Origin of the sequence: Humibacter ginsenosidimutans (assembly GCF_007859675.1) — a bacterium.
In the GTDB taxonomy this organism is placed as follows: Bacteria; Actinomycetota; Actinomycetes; order Actinomycetales; family Microbacteriaceae; genus Humibacter; species Humibacter ginsenosidimutans.
Genome location: NZ_CP042305.1, coordinates 3,494,757 through 3,513,439, shown reverse-complemented (window position 1 = coordinate 3,513,439; position 18,683 = coordinate 3,494,757). Strand labels below are relative to the sequence as shown.

The window sequence follows — 18,683 nt, the reverse complement described above, 5'->3', positions numbered from 1 at the left end:
CTCCCCCCGGGCCACCCGGCATCCGATCGTCCCATTAACGACAAGGAGGATGCGATGACCGCTTTGCGCGTCACCGTCTGGAACGAATATGTCCAGGACGCCACCGACCCGGCGATAGTGGCGGTATACCCCCGTGGAATACATGCGGCCATCTCGGAGGGCCTCTCCGAGTTGCTCGGCGACGACATCGACGTGCGGCACGCGACGATGGGCGAGCCTGAGCACGGCCTCTCGCGCGAGACGTTGAGCACCACAGACGTACTCTTCTGGTGGGGGCACCTGGCACACGATGACGTCGCAGACGCTGTGGTCGACGCTGTTCAGCAGCGTGTCCTCGATGGCATGGGTCTCATCGTGCTGCACTCCGCGGCCGGCTCCAAGATCTTTCGTCGATTGATGGGGACGAGCTGTCGCCTCGACTGGCGCCACGGAGACCGCGAACTGTTGTGGACGGTGAACCCCACTCATCCGATCGCCGAAGGCGTTCCACACCCGGTCATCATCCCCGAACAGGAGATGTACGGAGAGTTCTTCGACATTCCGGTGCCCGATCAGCTCGTCTTCATCAGCTCCTTCAGCGGAGGAGAGGTCTTTCGAAGCGGATGCTGTTTCCTACGCGGCAAAGGCAGGATCTTCTACTTCTCACCGGGACATGAGGAGTACCCCGTCTATCTGCAACCTGAGGTGAAGCGCATCCTCGCGAACGCGGCGCGCTGGGCAACGCCGACCTGGCGATCCGACATCGTCATCGACGACGGCGCACATCGGGACACGGGTTGGTTCGAGAACGGGGAGCGGTAAGTGCTCTCCGATTCTCTGGATCCTCACCGGGAGGCACTTCGGAGACAGAGCGGATTCGATTCGGAGGACCGGGAAACGCTGATGATCGTGGCTCGCTCGATGTACCCGCACGATCGTCTGTCAGACGATCCGTACCGACGAGTCGTCGACGCGATCCTCGACGAAGGCGAGCGTGACGCAGAGCTCACCGATGCACTACTCGATGGATTGTCGGAACTCCGTCGGGCTGGACTGTTCACGCTCGGCTGGCGGGAGAACGACATCGTTGACCACCTCAAGTCGATTGCCGCTGGCCCCTTCTTCACCGCCTTTCGCTCACGTGTCGTGTGGCACCTCTACAACGATCACGAGGTGTGGGAGTTCATCGGCTACCCCGGGGAGTCCTTTTCGCAAGGCGGGTATCTCCACCGGGGTTTCGACGACCTGGACTGGCTGCCTTCGCCGCGCGTGACCGAGAATGCCGAACCCATGCTGGAGGTCGTTGCCGACCTCGAGCAGGAAGAGGACGCCAGCAGATGATGAAACGGAACACCGACGAGCTCTGGAACGAGGCGTCACGCGGTGAGCCGGAAAGCCCGCTCTTCGATTCGAACGACGTCGATGTGGCGGTGGTGATCGGCACGGGTCCGGCTGGTGCAACACTGGCTCTCGAATTAGCGAGAGCGGGCCAACGTGTCGTTCTCTTCGAAGCGGGACCGTGGATCGATCCGGCCTCCTTCATCAACGATGACCGTGCGGCCTTCGAACAGATGAGCTGGACCGATCCGCGTGAGGCGACCGGAACGTGGCAGCTCGCCCGTGACTTCCCCGGAAGCCCCGCATGGATGGGGAAGCTCGTAGGGGGTACGGCGAACCTCTGGACGGGACTGACTCCGAGGTTCAAGGCCCACGAATTGCGGGCGTCCGAAACCTACGGCCGAATTCCGGACTCCACTCTGATCGACTGGCCCATCGGCCTCAACGATCTTGAAAACGGGTACGACCAGGCGGAACGGGCTGTCGGAGCGACCCACCGGCAAGGCCGGCCGCCGTTGCCTGCGAACAACAACTACAAGGTCGTTGCCAATGGGGCCGCTCGGATCGGCTACACGCACTATGCGACTGGTCCCTACGCAGTGAACGCAGAGCCGTATGACTGTCGTCCCGCGACAATCCAGGACGGATTCGCGTCCCAAGGCGACAAGCAACGATCGAAGTGGACACCGCTCGTCAGCGAGATTCCGAGGGCGCTGGCGAGCGGACTCGTAGATCTCCGCACCCGCTGTCACGTCACCCGGATCACTCTCGGTGCGAACGGACGAGCAGACGGCGTCGTCTTCGCCGATGCCGACGGCATCCTGCATCGCCAGCGAGCCCGATTCATCTCCGTCGCCTGCAATGCGATCGAGACGGCGCGGCTGCTCCTTCTGTCCTCGACTGCGGGACACCAGAACGGTTTGGCGAACGGCTCTGACCAGGTGGGACGCAATTACATGCGACACACGAGCGGCGTCATCTACGCGGAATTCGAGCAGCCGGTCCACATGTATCGGGGCGAGCCGATGGCAGGGTTGATCGCTGACGAATCACGACACGATCCGTCTCGCGGCTTCGTCGGCGGCTACTACTTCGAAATGATCTCGCAAGGGCTCGCCTCTTTCTCCCAATTCAACGAGCCCGGGGGATGGGGGGTGGAGTTCGCGAGCCGCATGGAGGCATACACACGAACATCGGCGCTCTGGATCTGCGGTGAGGATTTGCCCCAGGCCACGAACAGGGTGACGCTCAGCGACAGCGCGACAGATGCACTCGGACTGCCCGTACCCGTCGTGCACTACGACGATCACTCGAACGACATTGCGATGAGAATGCACGCCTACGATCGCGCCGAAGAGCTCTTCAGCGCTGTCGGCGCCGTCCGAATCACAACAGCGCCCCCGTTGCCCTCCGGTCACAATCTCGGGACCGCGCGAATGTCGCTCGATGCGGAGAGCGGTGTCGTCGACCCTTACGGTCGAGCACACGAGGTCGACAATCTCTTCATCTCCGATGGCTCGGTGTTCCCTACAAGCGGCGCGGCGAATCCGACGCTGACCATCATGTCGCTGGTCTATCGACAAGCGGCCCACATCATCGGCGCCCTTCGCTCTGGCGAGCTGTGACGCACCCGAACATGACGAATGAATGGAAGGCCAACGCCATGGACTCTCGCACCTCAGCCCGCCAGCTCAAGGAGTATGTGGGCGCATCAGACATCTACATCAACGGATCGTTCAGACCAGCCGCGCGTCAGATGGACGTTCTCGAAAAGGCCACCGGGATCACCCTGGGCTCCGTCGGACTCGGCGGTTCCGACGACCTGGACTCCGCGGTCGAAGCAGCGGAAGACGCTCAGAAGGAGTGGGCTGCACACCCATACTCGACACGAGCCGAGTTCATGCATGAAGTCGCGTCAAGGCTGGCCGACCACACCGACGAGTTGGTCGAACTCATCATGCGTGAGACGGGTTCGATCCGCGGGAAAGCCGAGTACGAGGTGGCGGCCTCGCTCGACGAGCTCAGGGCTGCAGCGAGTCTGGCGACACACCCGCTTGGCGAGGTGCTGGCCTCGCAGGATCCAGCACGGCTGAGTCTTAGCGTGCGGGAACCGGTGGGCGTCATCGGGCTGATCACACCCTGGAATTTCCCCCTCGTGCTCGCGATGAGGGTCATCGCCCCTGCCATTGCGCTCGGCAACTCGGTGATCCTGAAGCCTTCTCCCGAGACGCCTCTTTCAGGAGGACTCTTCATCGCAGCCCTGTTCCATGAGGCCGGAGCTCCGGCGGGGGTGTTCCAGGTCCTGTGCGGCGAACAGACGTTCAGCGAGGCGCTCGTCGCGCATCCCGGCATCAAGATGGTCCACTTCACGGGTTCCACGGGGGTCGGGTCACAGATCGCCGCCACGGCCGGCGGACTGCTGAAACGGGTCTCCCTGGAGCTCGGCGGCAACAACGCGTTCGTCGTCCTCTCCGATGCGGACCCGGAATACGCGTCCATGCTCGGGGCATGGTCTTCGTTCCACTATCAGGGCCAGACCTGCATCAGCGCGGGCCGCCACCTTGTCCACTCCTCGCTGATCGATGCGTACACAGAGGCCATTGCGAGAAGAGCACGCGAGATTCAGGTCGGCGATCCGGTTGACGGCACCAATGGACTCGGCCCCATGATCAATGAGCGACAGGCGGCGCGAGCCGATGATCTTCTCGCGCGATCGATCGCTCTGGGCGCGCAGGTAGTCACGGGAGGACGACGTGACGGCCTCTTCTTCCAGCCGACCGTACTCAGCGGAGTCACCAGGGAGATGCCCATTTGGACGGAGGAAGTCTTCGCACCGATCGTGCCGATCATGGCGTTTGAGGATGACGCAGAAGCAGTCGGCCTCGTCAACGAGAGCCACTACGGGCTGGTCAATGCGGTGGTCACAGAGGATGAGGCCAAGGGGCGCCGATTCGCTCGCGCCTCGCGCTCGGGCATGGTTCACATCAACGACGCGACGCCCATCGACGAAGCCGTCGCTCCCTTCGGCGGCATAAGCGCCTCCGGCTATGGCGGAAGATCTGGGGGCCTCGCGAACATCGAGGAGTTCACCGAGCGAAAGTGGATCTCCGTGCGGCAGGGACGCACGGAATATCCGTACTGAACCGGCAGCACCCTTGGGGTCGCGGGCCGACACCGTGCAAGAACGACCGACACGGCCTCCCTGCCTGGCTCGCGGCCGCGACTTCGCGGCCGAAGACAGGCGATGAAAATCGGCGCATGTCCCATTCAGCGAACAGGCGGGCTCGCGCGCCAGGCATCCCACAGCGCCGCGTAGTCGGGTTCGTCGACGAGCAACCGCTCGTGCGGCGAGCACGCGACGATGCGTCCGTCGCTCATGAGCGCCACACGATCGGCGGTCACCGCCTGGCTCAGCCGGTGCGCGACGATGAGGGCTGTACGCCCGCCCAGCACCGCGTCCATGGCCTTCTCGAGACGACGCGCGGCAGCGCTCCCCGCATCCGCGCTGGCCTCATCGAGAATGACCAGTCCCGATCGGCTGAGCGCGAGGCGGGCGAGGGCGATGTGCTGAGCATCGGCCGGCGTCAGCGTTGTTCCCGAGCCGACGTGCGATGCGAGCCCCTCACTGAACGCTCCGGACCCAAGCGGGACGCCGGCTGCGCGAGCAGCCGCGCCGAGCTCTTCATCGGTCGCCCAGGGGGCCACAAGGCGAAGGTCTTCGGCGAGAGTTCCGGTGAAAACATGGGTGCGCTGTTCGAGGAGGGTGACGAGCGGACTCGAGACGCGCAGGCCGGCGGCGTCCGTGAAGACGATCGACCCGCTGCTCGGTTTCACCAGGCCGGCGATGAGCCTGGCGAGCGTCGTCTTTCCCGCGCCGCTGGCGCCGACCACGGCGATGCGTTCGCCGGAGCGGATGTGCAGGTCGACTCCGCTCAACACCTCGCCGCGCAGTGGATACGAGACGGCGATCCCGTCGATCACGACGCCGAGCGCAGCCATCTGGTGGCCTTCCCGGTTCGGGATCGCGAAGACGGGCGGCGGCGCGGGGGCGGAATGCAGGGGACGATGTGATCCTGCTCGCGCAGGCTCCGTTGCCTCGTTCATGCCGATCAGTCCGGCGAGCCGGGTGAGACTGGCCCCCGCCTGTTGCATGGTGTCGAAGAGTCCGAGCACGGTGTTGACCGGGTCGAAAAGGCGCACGAAGAAGAGCGCGGCGGTGGTGGCGGCGCCGAGGGTGACGGCGTCAGAGCCGACCAGCACGAACCCGACGACGCAGATCGCCCCGAGCCCGACGAACTCCGCGGCGTTCAGCCGTCCGAAGAACCGTGTGGAGAGTCGCACCGCCTTCGCTTCGAGCCCGATCGCACTCTGGGAAGCGGCCCCGACCGACGCTTCCGTTCGGCGTTCGAGACGCAGAGCGCGTATTGCCGATGAGTCACGCACGGCGTCGAGCGTGAGCTGGGTACGTTCGCTCTCGGCGACACGAGCATGTCGGTAGACGGGACCTGAGCGCCGCAGGTACCAGCGCAAGGTTCCCGCTTGGATGGGCACGGCGAGAAGACCCGCGAGCGCGAACCGCCAGTCGAGAACGGCCAGACCGAAGAGGGCGGCCACGATCGACAGTGCTGCCGAGACGAACGCGGTGAGAGTTCCTGATGCCGCCTCGGACAGCCGTTCCACGTCTGCGGTGAGCCGGGTGACCACGTCTCCCGACCCGGCGCGCTCGACCGCGGCCGCGTCGGCCCCGAGCACCGAGTCGAATGCCGACTCGCGGAGACCGGCCACCACGGGCTCTGCGACACGCACGGTGAGAGATGCCGAAGCCGAGGCCGTCACCCCCGCGACCACCGCGCCGGTCACCAGAACGACCAGCGCACCGGCGAGAGCCCCCACCGATCCACGCCCAGCGATCACGTCGACCGCGAGGCCGATGCCGACCGGCACCAGAAGGCCGGCCGCGGCCTCGGCCGCCAACGCGATGACGCAGGCCGCCAGCACGAACGGATGCCTGCGCGCTGCCTCCCACAACAGCCCGGCCGCGCGTGCCGGGCTCGCCGGTGTCGGATCAATCGTCGTCATCGATGGACCACCTCGCGATACCGCGCGTTGTCGGCGGCCAGCTCGTCGTGGCATCCCGTGATGGTCGCACGACCATCGTCGACGAGCGTGACGCGATCACACATCGCCAACAGCGTGGCGCTCGTCGTCACGACGACGGTGGTCAGCCCTTCGCGGTGCGCGCGGAGACCGGTCGCGATCGCCGACTCGGTGACGGCATCCAGAGCAGAAGCCGGCTCGTGCAGCACAAGGATCGGGGGTCGCTCCATCAGCAGACGAGCGAGTGCCACGCGCTGTCGCTCGCCGCCGGACAAGGACGTCCCGCCTTCCGTGACGAGGGATGCGAGGCCGCCTGCACGTCGTTCGATCACGTCCAGCGCTCCCAACGCGCTCAAGGCGGACTGCACGGCCGGCACGAGCGCGTCGTCGTTCGCATCGGGCGTGCCTGTCGTCATCTCCGACAGGTCGCGTCCCGGAGGCAGCGCACCGTGCGGCCAGACCAGCAGCTGCGCTCGACGTCGGTCGCTGTCGAGGTCGGAGGCCGAAGTTCCGTCGATGAAGAGCGTTCCGGCTTGGAAACCGCGTTCGCCGCCGAGCACGGCTACGAGGGCATCCGCGTCGTCGGGCGAGGAGACGGCAACCCCGTGCATCGAGCCGAGCTCGACCTCCAGCGCCAGGTCTTCGATGCCTGCGACGAAGAGGCCGTGAACGGCCAGGGCAGGGGCTGCGGTTCTCCGCCCCCGCTCGAGACGCGGGGCACGCCTCTCGCTCCGCTCGTCGACCGGAACGAGCACGGGTGCTGTGGTCAGCACCTGACGGATGCGTGCAGCCGACGCGCGACCGCGCGACATCGCGGGCCAGCATGCTGCCAGCGCGCTCAGGGGTCCGATGATGAACTGGCTGAGCCCGAAGACGGCGATGACATCGCCGATCGTTGCGCCGCCGCCGAGCGCCAGCGCCGATCCGACCCCTGCAACGGCCACGAGGTAAAGGCCCGTCGCGAACGCCGCGATGCCCGCCACGAGCCCCTCGGCGTCCGCAGCACGAATGGCCTGTCTCATCGATGACGAGCTGACCCGTCGATACCGGGCTGCCGCCGCCGCTCCAGCACGGAGACCGGCGAGCACGCGCAGCCCGGAAACCAGATCGGATGCCGTCGCCGCAGCGTCCGCGCTTGCTTGCTGCTCCGCATGACTGCGGCGCTCGACCAGACGACCCAACGACGAGACCACGAGCAGCACGAGCACCGCGGCCACCACGATCAGCACGGCGAGCAGCCAGGACGTGCGCGCGATCAGCACCACCGATGCCACGAGGACCACCAGACCCGCTGCGCCGGAGAGAAGCGTGCGCACGGTGCCGGCGACGCGCCGGGCATCCGATGCGGCGATCGTGACGAGCTCACCGGCGCGACGCGGTTCGACCATGCCGCGCGGGTCGAGCACGCGCTCGATCACGAGCATCCGCAGGTCGTGCTCGATGCCGAGCCTGGCCGCCGCAGCGAACCGCGCGCCGAACCGCCAGCTGAGCGAGAGCAGCACGAAGTCCGCGGCGAGCACCACGAGCCAGCCCACCAGTCGAAACGGATCGTGCCGGGCTATCGCGTCATCGATCAGCGCTCCGACCACGATCGGAACCATCGCTTCGCCGAGCTGGTGCGTGCAGAGGAAGACCGCGGCCGGTGCCAGCGAACGCCAGCGCGAGAGCACGACGACGGAGGTCGAGGGCGCATCGGGCGAGGTCACGCGGGCCACGCTAGCCTGCCACGTCACGGCGGTTTCGTTATATCGTGACGAACTATGTCGGAAAATCGCCACGCTGCGATCGTGCTGCACAACCTGCCCATGGAGGCCGGCGAGCGCTTCGACGAACACGAGCACGACCTGCACCAGCTCGCCTGGGTGCGCGACGGAGTGCTGATGGTCTCCATCGGCGACCGGCACTGGATGCTGCCGCCCACGCTCGCGCTCTGGATCCCGGCCCACACCCCGCACGCGAGCTCGGCCATGCGCACGGCGGCTCACATGCAGGGCATTTATCTGCCCGCGAGCATGCTGCCCGGCTGGAGGGACCCGACGGTCGTCGGCGTCCCACCGCTGCTGCGCGAGCTCATCGACCACCTGTGCAGGGACGACCTCACAGCCTCGGCCCGGGATGCCGCCGAACGGCTCGTGCCCGAACTGCTCGAGCCGGCGCAGACGTTCACCGTCGACGTGCCGCTGCCGCGCGACGAGAGGGCGGTCAAGATCGCCGAGGCTCTGAGCGCCGATCCCGGCGATGAGCGCGACCTGGCGGCGTGGGGCCGAGCCGTCGGGGCGAGCACACGCACGCTCTCGCGAATCTTCGCCGCCGAGACGGGCATGGGCTTCGCGCAATGGAGATCACGACTGCGCCTGCGCGCCTCCCTCGCACACCTGGCCGACGGTGAATCCGTCAGTCGTACGGCGGCGCTGGTCGGATTCTCGTCAGCGAGCGCGTACATCGCGGCGTTCGGGCAGCTGACGGGCATGACGCCGGGCGCGTACTTCGAGCGGATGTCCGAAATGGCGGAGCTGCAACACGTCGTGGCCGATCAGCGACGAAATGACGGTCCGGGCGTCACGTATGGTGACTAGAGCAAGGTTTGCTTAGCCTTACCTAACCTGCGATACGGATGCGATGGCGCACGACGCCTCGTCCGCGCGGTCCCCCACACCCCGAACTCGGAAGATCACCGATGCCTTCACGCACCCCGAACCGTCGTCTGCCGCGCCTTCTCGGCGCCGCGGCCCTCGCCGCATCGCTCGTGCTCACCGGCTGCTCAGCACAGAAATCCGTGGCAGATCCGGCGGCGTCCGGTTCTGCCTCGACCCCCAGCACGGTCGTCAAGACGCTCTACGGCGACGTGACGGTGCCCGCCCACCCGAAGCGCGTCGCCGCGCTCGACTTCCCTGAGGCCACGGCGCTGGCCGACCTCGGGATCAAGCCCGTCGCGATCGGCAGCTACACGCCCGACCTCGACTACTACACGTCGTTCCTGAAGGGCGTTCCGATCGCGACCGACGACTCCGGCGTGCCGATCGTCGAGAAGGTCGCGGCAGCGAAGCCCGATCTGATCATCCTCGACTCGTTCACCGACCAGCTCGCGAAGAACCGACCCATCTACGAGAAGCTGTCCGCGATCGCGCCCACCGTGGTCCTGAAGTGGACGGAGGCGGCCGGCAGCTGGCAGGAGGACGCCGCCGGAACAGCGAGGGCGGTCGGCAAGACGGCCCAGCTCGACAAGCTGAAGGCGCAGTTCGAGGCGCGCGCGGCATCCATCAAGAAGAAATACGCCGACGTGCTCGCGACGAAGACGATCGACCTGATCAGCGGCGACGAGAGCACCTGGTTCCTGTACGGCCCCACGTCGTCGCACGGTCGGGTGCTCGCCGAGGCCGGTGCACGCTTCGGAGCGGCCGCCGACCAGAAGGACGGATTCGTGCAGTACTCGCCGGAGAGGTACGACCTGCTGAAAGACACCGGCATCGTGATCGTGGACGCGGCCACCGATGCCGAGGCGGCCAAGGTGACCGGCTCCCCCGTCTTCGGCACCATCTCGGCGGCGCGGGACCACGATGTGTTCCGCACCCCGTACTTCTTCCCCAGCAGCTACCGCATCGCGAACGCCTTGCTGGATGACTTCGCGAACGCCCTGAAGAACGCCCAGTGACCTCCGTCACGCCTCGCTCCGTACCGGCGGCCGCACCGGAGGGCCGTCCGACGACGGTGGATCGAGAAGTCGGAGACGGTGTTCGCACGGGCTCCGGACTCCGATGGGCCGGCTGGGTCGCCAGCCTCGTGCTGCTGGCCCTGTTGGTCGTGGCCAGCATCGCGATCGGCTCGAAGGACATCGCCTTCGGCCAGGTGCTGGATGCCCTCACCCACCCCACCGGCAGCGATCAGGACCTCGTGGTGACGGCGCTGCGCGTGCCGCGCACGGTGCTCGGGCTGCTGGTGGGGGCATCTCTCGGCGTCGCGGGGGCGCTGATCCAGGCGTTCACGCGCAACCCGCTCGCCGACCCCGGGATCCTCGGGGTGAACGGCGGCGCCACCGTGCTCGTCACCGTGGGAGTCGCGTTCTTCGGCATGACGAGCATCACGCAGTACCTCTGGCTCGCGCTCGCGGGTGCCGTCGGCACGACGGTGCTCGTGTACGCGATCGGCCGGGCAGGGCGCGGCGCCACCTCCCCGGTGCGGTTGACGCTGGCCGGTGTGGGCGTCGCCGCCGTGCTCGGCGGCATCACGACCGCCATCACCCTGACGAACCCGACAGCGTTCGCCAGCATGCTGAGCTGGTCCGCCGGCTCCCTGACCGGTCCGCCGCTGGCGACATCGGCCCTCATCGCTCCGTTCGTGATCGTCGGCCTCCTCATCGCGGGAGCCATCACCCGAGACCTGAACGCGCTGGCGCTCGGCGACGACCTCGGCGCGTCGCTGGGCAGCAGGGCGGCGCGCACACGCGTGCTCGCGGTGGTCGGCGTGACGCTGCTGGCCGGCGCGGCGACCGCGGCCGCCGGACCGATCGGCTTCGTGGGACTCATGATCCCGCACGTCGCCCGCTGGATCACCGGGCCCGACCAGCGCTGGATCTTCGCCTACACCCTCACCCTCGGGCCGTGCCTGCTGCTGGCATCCGACGTGATCGGCAGGGTGGTGATGCGACCGGCGGAGCTGCCGGTCGGCATCGTGACCGCGTTCGTCGGGGCGCCGGTGCTCATCCTGCTCGCCAGACGCGCGAAGGCGAGCGGACTGTGAGCGCGCCGGTCGACTTCGGCCGACGGCAGATCGTGCTCAGGGCATGGTCGCTCTCGCTGCGCATCCCCCGCCGATCGCTCATCGTCGCGCTCGTGCTCACCGCCCTCGCCGTGCTCGTCGCACTCGTGTCGCTCGCGACCGGGTCGTACGCGCTCTCCCTCGACCAGGTGATCGGCGCGCTCACGGGCACTCAGGGCGGCATCGTGCACACGATCGTCGTCGACTGGCGACTCCCCCGGGTCCTGCTCGCAGCCCTCTTCGGGCTCGCCCTGGCGCTCAGCGGTGCGATCTTCCAGTCCCTCACCCGCAACCCGCTGGGCAGCCCCGACATCATCGGGTTCGACACCGGCGCATACACGGGCGCGCTGCTCGTCATGCTCGTCATCCACGCGCAGGGCGTGTACTCCACGACGATCGGAGCCCTCGCCGGCGGTCTGGTCACCGCCGCCGCGGTGTATCTGCTGGCCTGGCGACGCGGGGTTCACGGATTCCGCCTGATCATCGTCGGCATCGGCGCCACCGCGATGCTCGGATCGTTCAACACCTGGCTCCTCCTCCGAGCGACGACGCAGGACGCGATCAGCGCGTCGTTCTGGGGAGCAGGGTCGCTCGACACGGCGAGCTACGCGCAGCTCGGGCCGGCCGCGGGCATCCTGCTCGTGCTCTTCGCCGCGACAGGGATGCTGTCCCGAGGCATGCGCGCGCTCGAGCTCGGCGACGACTCCGGCAGGCAGCTCGGCGTTCGTGCCGAGGGCACCAGGCTCGCCCTCGTGGTCGTCGGCGTCTCGCTGAGCGCGACCGTGACGGCACTGGCCGGCCCCATCGCCTTCATCGCCCTGTCGGCTCCGCAGATCGCGCGTCGGCTGGCCGGATCCACCGGCATCCCGCTCGGCGCGTCCGCGGCCACCGGATGCCTGCTGCTGCTGGCCGCCGACTGGATCGCCCAGCACGCGTTCCCGGTCGTGCTGCCGGTCGGGGTCGTCACGGTCGTGCTCGGCGGCGGGTACTTCGTATGGCTGCTCATCGCGGAAGGACGACGACGATGAACCACACTCCCGACGGAGTCGCGCCGAACGCACGGCTGCGGGCGGCGCAGGTCACGCTCGGCTACGACGGTCGCGACATCGTCCGCGAACTCGACGTGCGCATCCCCGACGGCTCCTTCACGGTCATCGTGGGGGCGAACGCGTGCGGCAAATCCACCCTGCTGCGCGCCCTGGCGCGACTGCTCAAGCCGCGCGGCGGGTCCGTGCTGCTGGACGGGCGGGACATCCATTCGCACCGCACGAAGGACGTCGCCCGCACGATCGGCCTCCTCCCGCAAACATCGATCGCGCCCGACGGCATCACGGTGGCCGACCTGGTGGCCAGGGGTCGGCATCCCTATCAGAGCGCGTTCCGCCAGTGGTCGCGCGACGACGAGGCCGCGGTGGCCGAGGCCATGGAGGCAACGGGCATCACCGAGCTCTCGGGCCGGCTCGTCGACGAGCTCTCCGGAGGCCAGCGTCAGCGTGTGTGGGTGGCTATGGCGCTGGCGCAGCAGACGGGCATCCTGCTGCTGGACGAGCCGACGACCTTCCTCGACATCGCGCATCAGTACGAGCTGATGGAGTTGTTCCGTCGCCTCAACCTCCGGCACGAGCGCACCGTGGTGGCCGTGCTGCACGACGTCAACCAGGCCGCGCGCTACGCCACGAACATGATCGCGATGCGGGATGGCCGCGTCGTCGCGCAGGGACCGCCGCGCGAGATCGTGACCTCACGGCTCGTGCACGAGGTGTTCGGGCTGCCGGCGCACGTGCTGACCGACCCGATCGCCGGCACGCCGCTCATCGTGCCGTCAGGCGCGCCGGGGTCGGCGTTCGCTGCTGAGTCCTCCCCGTCTTCACCGCATGCCGCCGACGACGCTGTCGGCGCCCGTGAGCATCCCGTCGACCCGATCGACGAGGACCCCCAGGGCGTCGAACTCCTCGGCGCCACCGTCTCGACAGGAGCACAGCATGACCCGACCCGTTGACCGCCCGCGAGCATCCCGGATTCGCCGGCGCATCCTCGCCGTGACCACCGGCGCCGCCATCGCCGCCCTGCTGGCCGCCTGTGCCGCGTCCCCATCCGGGGCGGAGGATGCCACGGCCGCCACCCGCACCGTCGCCACTGCCATGGGCAAGGTCGCCGTGCCGGAGCATCCGCTGCGCGTCGTCTCCGTGCACTCGTGGACGACGGAATCGCTCTTCGATCTCGGGGTGACGCCCGTCGGTGTGGAGGACAGCGGCGCACAATACGTGCCGTCGCGCTACCTCGCGCGCTGGAAGGCCGTGCCCAAGGTGACCAGCGGCGCCGACATCGACTTCGAGAAGATCGCCTCGCTCAAGCCCGACCTCATCGTCGGGGCGGACGTGCCCTATCTGCACAAGGCGTACGCCAAGCTCGAGGCGATCGCCCCCACCGTGTTCGCGCCATTCACGGACGCCACGACGTGGCAGACCTACCCCACCTATACGGCGTCCTTCGTGAACAGGGCCCCCGAACTGAAATCCCTGAAGGCGAAGTACGACTCGGCGATCGCCTCGGTGCGCGATGAGTATGCCGATCAGCTCAGCACGCTGAAGTGGGACATCATCCAGGGCGGGTTCGACAACGGGAACTACTGGATCTACAGCACGACCTCCGACGTCGGGAACGTGCTCACGAAGCTCGGCGCACACTTCGCTCGCGCCACGACCGACGTCAAACCGGGCGGAACGAACTCCGTGTCGTACGAACAGGCCGATCTGCTCTCCGACGCCGACAACATCATCTACTACACGAACAACGACGGCTCGCCGGCGAACAACATCGACAAGCTGTTCGCGTTGCCGACCTTCACGAAGCTGCCGGGCGCCCAGAAGGGCCACCTGATCGGCACGGCTGACTTCTTGCCCGGCTCCTACTCCGACGCCATCGGCATCGTGGACACGATCGGCGACGCGTTGAAGGCCGAGCACTGAGCACTCGGATCCCGGAATGAATGCGGACGCGGTCCCGGCGGGCATCGAGCGCCGGGACCGCGTCCACCGCTGCGTCTGTTCGATGCGACGCTCTCCGAGCGCCGATTCCTCTCGGCCGGAATGGTGCGCGTCACGGTGCGCGGCGACGCCCTTCGCGAGCACCGCGTCGCCTCGGCAGAGGTCCACCACGACATGCATCGCGTCGAACTCGACGAGCTCGTCGATCCGATGCCGGATGTCCGAGTGCAGTGGATCCGCTCGGTCGGCAGCGGCAACGTGCTCGTGCGCGCCCTCAGAGCCACGGAACTGTCCGGTGGGCTCCCCTTCGTAGGGGCGGGATGCGAGACAGCTGAGCTCAAAGTCATCCGCCGATATCTGAGGGCCGCGCGCGACATCCCCCGATCGCACACCGAACTCGTCGGCTACTGGAGACGCGGGCAGCCATCGGACTGAGAGCCGGCCGGTCGGATCAGCCTGGGCGTGGTGGCGTGCGCGTGCCCCCAGTGCAGGGGTATTCCCGTCATGCATGCGGGGACTCGGCGTCTTCTGAGATGAAAGGCTCTCGAGTCTTTCCTGCCCGTGAGGGCGGCGCGCCGACCAGTCACCCGAACGCTGGTCGGCGCGTCAGCATCGCGGGTCGATCACCGTTCCGTGGGCGCGGTTCTTTCGTGCCCATCGTGGTGATCCCCGTTGTGGCCTTGGCGTGCTGGCCACATTCCTCTGCATGCAGCATCGACGCCGCCCGGACATGGACGTGTCCCGGCACCCCCACGCCGGGACACTGCACCGGTCTACTCCCACCAAAGAACGGTGAGATCACCGTAGGCCTCGGCAGGGTTCGAAACCACCCCTTGACAGGTGAGGAATCAGCGCTCCTGTTCGACATGCTGCGCGAGCAGGTCCCAGTCATCGAGACTGATTGTGCACGCGGTCGGACGATGTGCATCCTCGCTCGCCGCGGTGCGCTCGGCATGCGTCGTTCCGGCGCGAAGGGATGACTCGATCCCCGACATGATCGTGAATGTATCGCGCCGAAGCCTGCGAGCAAGTAGCGAGAACGCCCCGCCGCTTCGATGAGCGACGGGGCGTGATCCCAGTGATTGTCTGGGTGGCAGGTGAGGGATTCGAACCCCCGAAGGCTATGCCGGCTGATTTACAGTCAGATCCCTTTGGCCGCTTGGGTAACCTGCCTTGGCGCTCCCGACCACATGTGATCACCTGACCGAAGGCGCCTCACAAGAATACCCGGGCGGGGGCATCCTAAGAAATCCGCGCAACGGCCGCGCGATTGTGACCTACTTCGACGGGTCGTCGTTCTCGGTCGGCGGGTCGAACGGGGGCACGTCCTTCTCCGGACTCTCGCCCTCGGCGGGCTCCGTCGGGCGCTCCGTGAACGCCTCGCCGTCGGCCGGCCATGAGGTGTCGGCCGGCGCATTCAGGCCGCCGCCCACGGTGCCGACGTTGGGCATGAACTCGTCGTTCGGGCTGATCTCCGCGGCGTCGCCGTCGAACGGCGCCTCCTCCGCGTCGCCCGCCGCGGTTCCTGCAGCAGCGGCACCGGCCGCAGCAGCACCGCCGAGCCCTGCCGCCTCGTCGATGACCGTCTCGTCGGAGGCCGGCGCGTTCGGGTCGGGCGTGGGAAGCGCGCCACCCGCATCCGCCACCGACTCCGCCGCGTCTTCGACCTGTTTCTCGGCGCGGCGCGAGCGCACGATGCCCGCAACGATGAGCGCGATGACGCCGAGCAGCACGATGATGCCCGCGACGACGAGCCAGGGTGTCACGTCGGATCCGGTCGCGGCAAGGCCGCTCATGCGTTCGGTCACGCCGCCAGCATAGAGGTAGCGGATGCCCCGCACGAGGAAACACTTCGGCGCCGGCTCCGATCGGCGGTGCGGCCCCTGCCCGTAAACTCGCATGCAGGCGAAAGCCGATCGCACCGCATCTCACGAAGGAGCCACACGTCATGGCAGATTCGTCGTTCGACGTCGTCAGCAAAGTCGACAAGATGGAGGCCGACAACGCCGTCAACCAGGCGCGCAAGGAGGTCGAGCAGCGCTACGACTTCAAGAACGTCGGAGCATCGGTCGAGTGGAGCGGCGAGAAGGTGCTGCTCAAGGCCAACACCGAGGAGCGCGTGAAGGCCATCCTCGATGTGCTCGAGTCGAAGTTCATCAAGCGCGGCATCTCGCTGAAGAGCCTGGATGCCGGCGACCCCTACGCCAGCGGCAAGGAGTTCCGCCTCGAGGTCGGCCTCAAGCAGGGCATCGACCAGGAGGCAGGCAAGAAGATCAACAAGCTCGTCCGCGACGAGGCGCCCAAGTCGGTGAAGAGCCAGATCCAGGGCGACGAGGTGCGCGTCTCCTCGAAGAGCAGGGACGACCTGCAGGCCACGATTGCACTGCTCAAGAAGGCCGACGTCGACGTCGACCTGCAGTTCGTGAACTTCCGCTGATCTCGATGCCGCTCCCCTCGACCGACACCGTCGTTCTCTACCCGACCACGGGCGCCGAGTCGCTGCGCGCCGACGGCGTCGTGCTGCACGTGCAGCCGTACGGCGACGGCCGCGAACTCGTGCTGCTCGACCGCACGCCGGCGCATCCCGTCGACCTGGCGTGGCCCGACCAGGGATCGGATGCCGGCAGCATTCTCGTCGACGGTCGCGAGGCATCCCTTCTCGACGTCGTCGTCGGCGCCACCGATGGCACCAACCTGTTCGTCGGCGACGACGTTCCCGTGCGCCGCGGCACGGAGGGCTGGGCGTTCGTCGTCGTGCACGTGCTGGCCGAGCCCAGTCGCATCGCGGTCGGCGACGAGGTGGTCGTGAGTGTGGACGCCGCGCACCGCCGCGCGCTCTCGGCGGGGCACACGCTGTGCCACGTGGCATCCCTTGCCCTCAATGCGGCGTTCGCCGACCGCTGGAGCAAGCCGGTGCGCGAGGATGCCCTCGGCCGCCCCGACTTCGATCACGAGGCCATTCAGTCCTCGACGATCGTGCCCGACGGCTCGGTCGACGTGTTCCGCCTGAACAAGTCCCTGCGGCGCAAGGGCTTCGCCACCGAGGGCCTCGACGACGCGCTGGATGCCGTCGCTTCGGCCGCCACCGCCACCCTGCTCGAGTGGATCGCCACCGACGCCCCCGTGCACATCGAGCGCGAGGGCGACGGTCTCAGCGACCCTCGGTACTGGGTGTGCGAATTGCCGGGCGGCATCGCCCGCATCGCGTGCGGCGGCACCCACCTGAGCTCGCTCGGGGAGCTGGGCGGAGCATCCGTCGCCTTGGAGCTCGGGGACGACGCGGGCACGACGACGCTGACGATGCGCTGCTCCGCGGCGACCCGCTGACCGGCGCGAGCGCGACACAGAACAGGAAATAACGACGGCCGCGACGGATATCGTCTCGGCGGCACGCATATCCTGCACGGTGACGCGGCCGCCTGCGAGCTGAGACCCTCACCCCAGCGCGTACCGCAGCCACCGCGCCATCGCCTCGTACGCCTCCGCGCGCACCGGCGGAGCCGACAGCACGATGTCGTGCAACGCTCCGTCGAAGCGCTGCACCGTGACCCGTGAGCCGAGCTGGGTGGCGCGGGCGGCGATCTCGTCCACGTCCAGCACGGTGTCGGTGCGCAGCATGGCGTCGCTCCACACCGGAGAGATCGTCGACCTCGCCGACAGCATGGTGAAGACCGGAAGGTCCAGGTTCAGCCCGTTCGCCACGCGGCGATGGCCCTCCAGCACCGCGCGCAACCACGCAGGGTGCAGTGCGAAGCCGCGCTCGGGACGCCAGTCAGGGTTGTACGTCCACTCGCCCTGCTCGGCTGCGGAGACCGAACGAGAGTAGAAGCCGAAGTCGACAGACGGCATCCTGCCGCGTGGCGCGACCCTGGCATGCAGGTCGATGAGCGGGCGCAGCATGTCACGGCCGAACGACCCGGTCTGAAACTCCAGCCACGGACTGTTGAGCACCAGCGCCGACGCGACGCCACGGTGCCGAGCTGCCCACAGGCTGAGCGTGAGGCCGCCCGTCGAGTGACCCATCAGGATCAGCCGCCGGCGTGGATGCCCGCCAGCAGTCGGCGTGTGGCCCATCGCTCCCAGCGCGGCGGCGATGTCTTGGTCGTAGGTCTGCAGGTCGCTGATGAATCCCGGCGTCTGACCGGGCCGCAGGCTGCGCCCGTAGCGACGCAGGTCGAGCGCGTGGAAGCGCGCACCCTGACGCCACCAGAACTCGGCGAGCTCCTTCTGGAAGAAGTAGTCCGACCAGCCATGCACGTAGAGCACGTCGTATCCGCGCGCGGGCAGCGCCAGCGCGACGCGGGGCCGTCGCCGGTAGCGCACGACCGTCGCCACGAGCGTGCGAGCGTGCGCGTTCGCACTGGACGGCGTGCCGCGCCTCGGCACCCTGCCGGACGTCGGGTCGACGGGCGCGGCATCCACCGAAGCCACGCCGACCGATTCCGCCCCGAGACGCAACGTGCGCTGCTCGAAGGGCCGGCCGAGCACATCAGGTGCCCATTCCCCCATGCGGCAAGCCTATGCGGG

General features: G+C 67.8%; 17 protein-coding genes, 1 tRNA gene and 1 pseudogene. 13 read left to right on the top strand and 6 right to left on the bottom strand.

All coding sequences use genetic code 11. The features are described from left to right. Window positions 1-54: 54 nt before the first annotated feature. The 4 genes from FPZ11_RS16180 to FPZ11_RS16165 are packed head-to-tail and all read left to right on the top strand — an operon-like array spanning window position 55 to window position 4,459. Window positions 55-801 (top strand): ThuA domain-containing protein, encoded by a 747-nt coding sequence (locus FPZ11_RS16180; RefSeq protein WP_146322098.1) that lies wholly within the window; start codon window positions 55-57, stop codon window positions 799-801. Beyond that, a complete protein-coding gene (locus FPZ11_RS16175; RefSeq protein WP_146322097.1) occupies window positions 802-1,320 on the top strand; it encodes a hypothetical protein in 519 nt (172 codons plus the stop codon). After that, complete coding sequence (locus FPZ11_RS16170; RefSeq protein ID WP_246846315.1) at window positions 1,317-2,942, top strand: GMC family oxidoreductase; 1,626 nt, start codon at window positions 1,317-1,319, stop codon at window positions 2,940-2,942. The genes FPZ11_RS16175 and FPZ11_RS16170 overlap by 4 nt, the downstream gene beginning before the upstream one ends. 11 nt (window positions 2,943-2,953) lie before the next feature. Then, a complete protein-coding gene (locus FPZ11_RS16165; RefSeq protein WP_146322096.1) occupies window positions 2,954-4,459 on the top strand; it encodes an aldehyde dehydrogenase family protein in 1,506 nt (501 codons plus the stop codon). A 125-nt stretch (window positions 4,460-4,584) separates the two neighbouring features. Here the strand turns inward: FPZ11_RS16165 and FPZ11_RS16160 are convergent, their stop codons facing one another. Continuing rightward, window positions 4,585-6,396, bottom strand: a complete 1,812-nt coding sequence (locus FPZ11_RS16160; RefSeq protein ID WP_168203879.1) for an ABC transporter ATP-binding protein — start codon at window positions 6,394-6,396, stop codon at window positions 4,585-4,587. Next, window positions 6,393-8,255 carry an ABC transporter transmembrane domain-containing protein gene (locus FPZ11_RS16155; RefSeq protein WP_146322094.1) on the bottom strand — a complete coding sequence of 621 codons (1,863 nt, stop codon included), beginning with the start codon at window positions 8,253-8,255 and terminating at the stop codon, window positions 6,393-6,395. The genes FPZ11_RS16160 and FPZ11_RS16155 overlap by 4 nt, the downstream gene beginning before the upstream one ends. Between FPZ11_RS16155 and FPZ11_RS16150 the strand changes: the two genes are divergently transcribed. The 7 genes and pseudogenes from FPZ11_RS16150 to FPZ11_RS16125 all read left to right on the top strand — a co-directional run bounded on the left by FPZ11_RS16150 (window position 8,202) and on the right by FPZ11_RS16125 (window position 14,591). After that, on the top strand, window positions 8,202-8,990 hold the full coding sequence (locus tag FPZ11_RS16150) for an AraC family transcriptional regulator (protein WP_210415899.1): 789 nt from the start codon (window positions 8,202-8,204) through the stop codon (window positions 8,988-8,990). The two genes, FPZ11_RS16155 and FPZ11_RS16150, sit on opposite strands and share 54 nt — an antisense overlap. 101 nt (window positions 8,991-9,091) lie before the next feature. After that, window positions 9,092-10,066: an ABC transporter substrate-binding protein gene (locus FPZ11_RS16145; RefSeq protein WP_168203877.1), complete on the top strand. Its 975-nt coding sequence runs from the start codon at window positions 9,092-9,094 to the stop codon at window positions 10,064-10,066. After that, the gene (locus tag FPZ11_RS19545; RefSeq protein WP_246846314.1) at window positions 10,063-11,151 is read left to right on the top strand and encodes a FecCD family ABC transporter permease; all 1,089 of its coding nucleotides are present in this window, start codon (window positions 10,063-10,065) and stop codon (window positions 11,149-11,151) included. The genes FPZ11_RS16145 and FPZ11_RS19545 overlap by 4 nt, the downstream gene beginning before the upstream one ends. Then, the gene (locus FPZ11_RS19540) at window positions 11,148-12,197 is read left to right on the top strand and encodes a FecCD family ABC transporter permease (RefSeq protein ID WP_210415898.1); all 1,050 of its coding nucleotides are present in this window, start codon (window positions 11,148-11,150) and stop codon (window positions 12,195-12,197) included. The genes FPZ11_RS19545 and FPZ11_RS19540 overlap by 4 nt, the downstream gene beginning before the upstream one ends. Next, window positions 12,194-13,003: pseudogene (locus FPZ11_RS16135) on the top strand (ABC transporter ATP-binding protein); the annotation flags it as partial. The gene FPZ11_RS19540 and the pseudogene FPZ11_RS16135, both read left to right, overlap by 4 nt. Window positions 13,004-13,151: 148 nt before the next feature. Continuing rightward, the gene (locus FPZ11_RS16130) at window positions 13,152-14,138 is read left to right on the top strand and encodes an ABC transporter substrate-binding protein (RefSeq protein WP_146322091.1); all 987 of its coding nucleotides are present in this window, start codon (window positions 13,152-13,154) and stop codon (window positions 14,136-14,138) included. A 120-nt stretch (window positions 14,139-14,258) separates the two neighbouring features. Next, window positions 14,259-14,591, top strand: coding sequence for an SIP domain-containing protein (locus FPZ11_RS16125; RefSeq protein ID WP_146322090.1), 333 nt, complete (start codon window positions 14,259-14,261; stop codon window positions 14,589-14,591). 413 nt (window positions 14,592-15,004) lie between these two features. Here the strand turns inward: FPZ11_RS16125 and FPZ11_RS19390 are convergent, their stop codons facing one another. From FPZ11_RS19390 to FPZ11_RS16115, 3 genes are all read right to left on the bottom strand, one after another. Beyond that, window positions 15,005-15,151: a hypothetical protein gene (locus tag FPZ11_RS19390; RefSeq protein WP_168203876.1), complete on the bottom strand. Its 147-nt coding sequence runs from the start codon at window positions 15,149-15,151 to the stop codon at window positions 15,005-15,007. A gap of 96 nt (window positions 15,152-15,247) precedes the next feature. Beyond that, window positions 15,248-15,329, bottom strand: a tRNA-Tyr gene (locus FPZ11_RS16120). Between the two features lie 104 nt (window positions 15,330-15,433). Then, complete coding sequence (locus FPZ11_RS16115) at window positions 15,434-15,964, bottom strand: LPXTG cell wall anchor domain-containing protein (protein ID WP_168203875.1); 531 nt, start codon at window positions 15,962-15,964, stop codon at window positions 15,434-15,436. A 140-nt stretch (window positions 15,965-16,104) separates the two neighbouring features. Here FPZ11_RS16115 and FPZ11_RS16110 point away from each other — a divergent pair, with 140 nt between their 5' ends. Together FPZ11_RS16110 and FPZ11_RS16105 are read left to right on the top strand one after the other, a co-directional pair. After that, window positions 16,105-16,593, top strand: a complete 489-nt coding sequence (locus FPZ11_RS16110; RefSeq protein WP_146322088.1) for a YajQ family cyclic di-GMP-binding protein — start codon at window positions 16,105-16,107, stop codon at window positions 16,591-16,593. Window positions 16,594-16,598: 5 nt separating this feature from the next. After that, window positions 16,599-17,483, top strand: coding sequence for an alanyl-tRNA editing protein (locus FPZ11_RS16105; RefSeq protein WP_146322087.1), 885 nt, complete (start codon window positions 16,599-16,601; stop codon window positions 17,481-17,483). Window positions 17,484-17,591: 108 nt separating this feature from the next. Here FPZ11_RS16105 and FPZ11_RS16100 read toward each other — a convergent pair whose 3' ends face one another. Then, window positions 17,592-18,665, bottom strand: coding sequence for an alpha/beta hydrolase (locus tag FPZ11_RS16100; RefSeq protein ID WP_146322086.1), 1,074 nt, complete (start codon window positions 18,663-18,665; stop codon window positions 17,592-17,594). Window positions 18,666-18,683 lie beyond the last annotated feature (18 nt).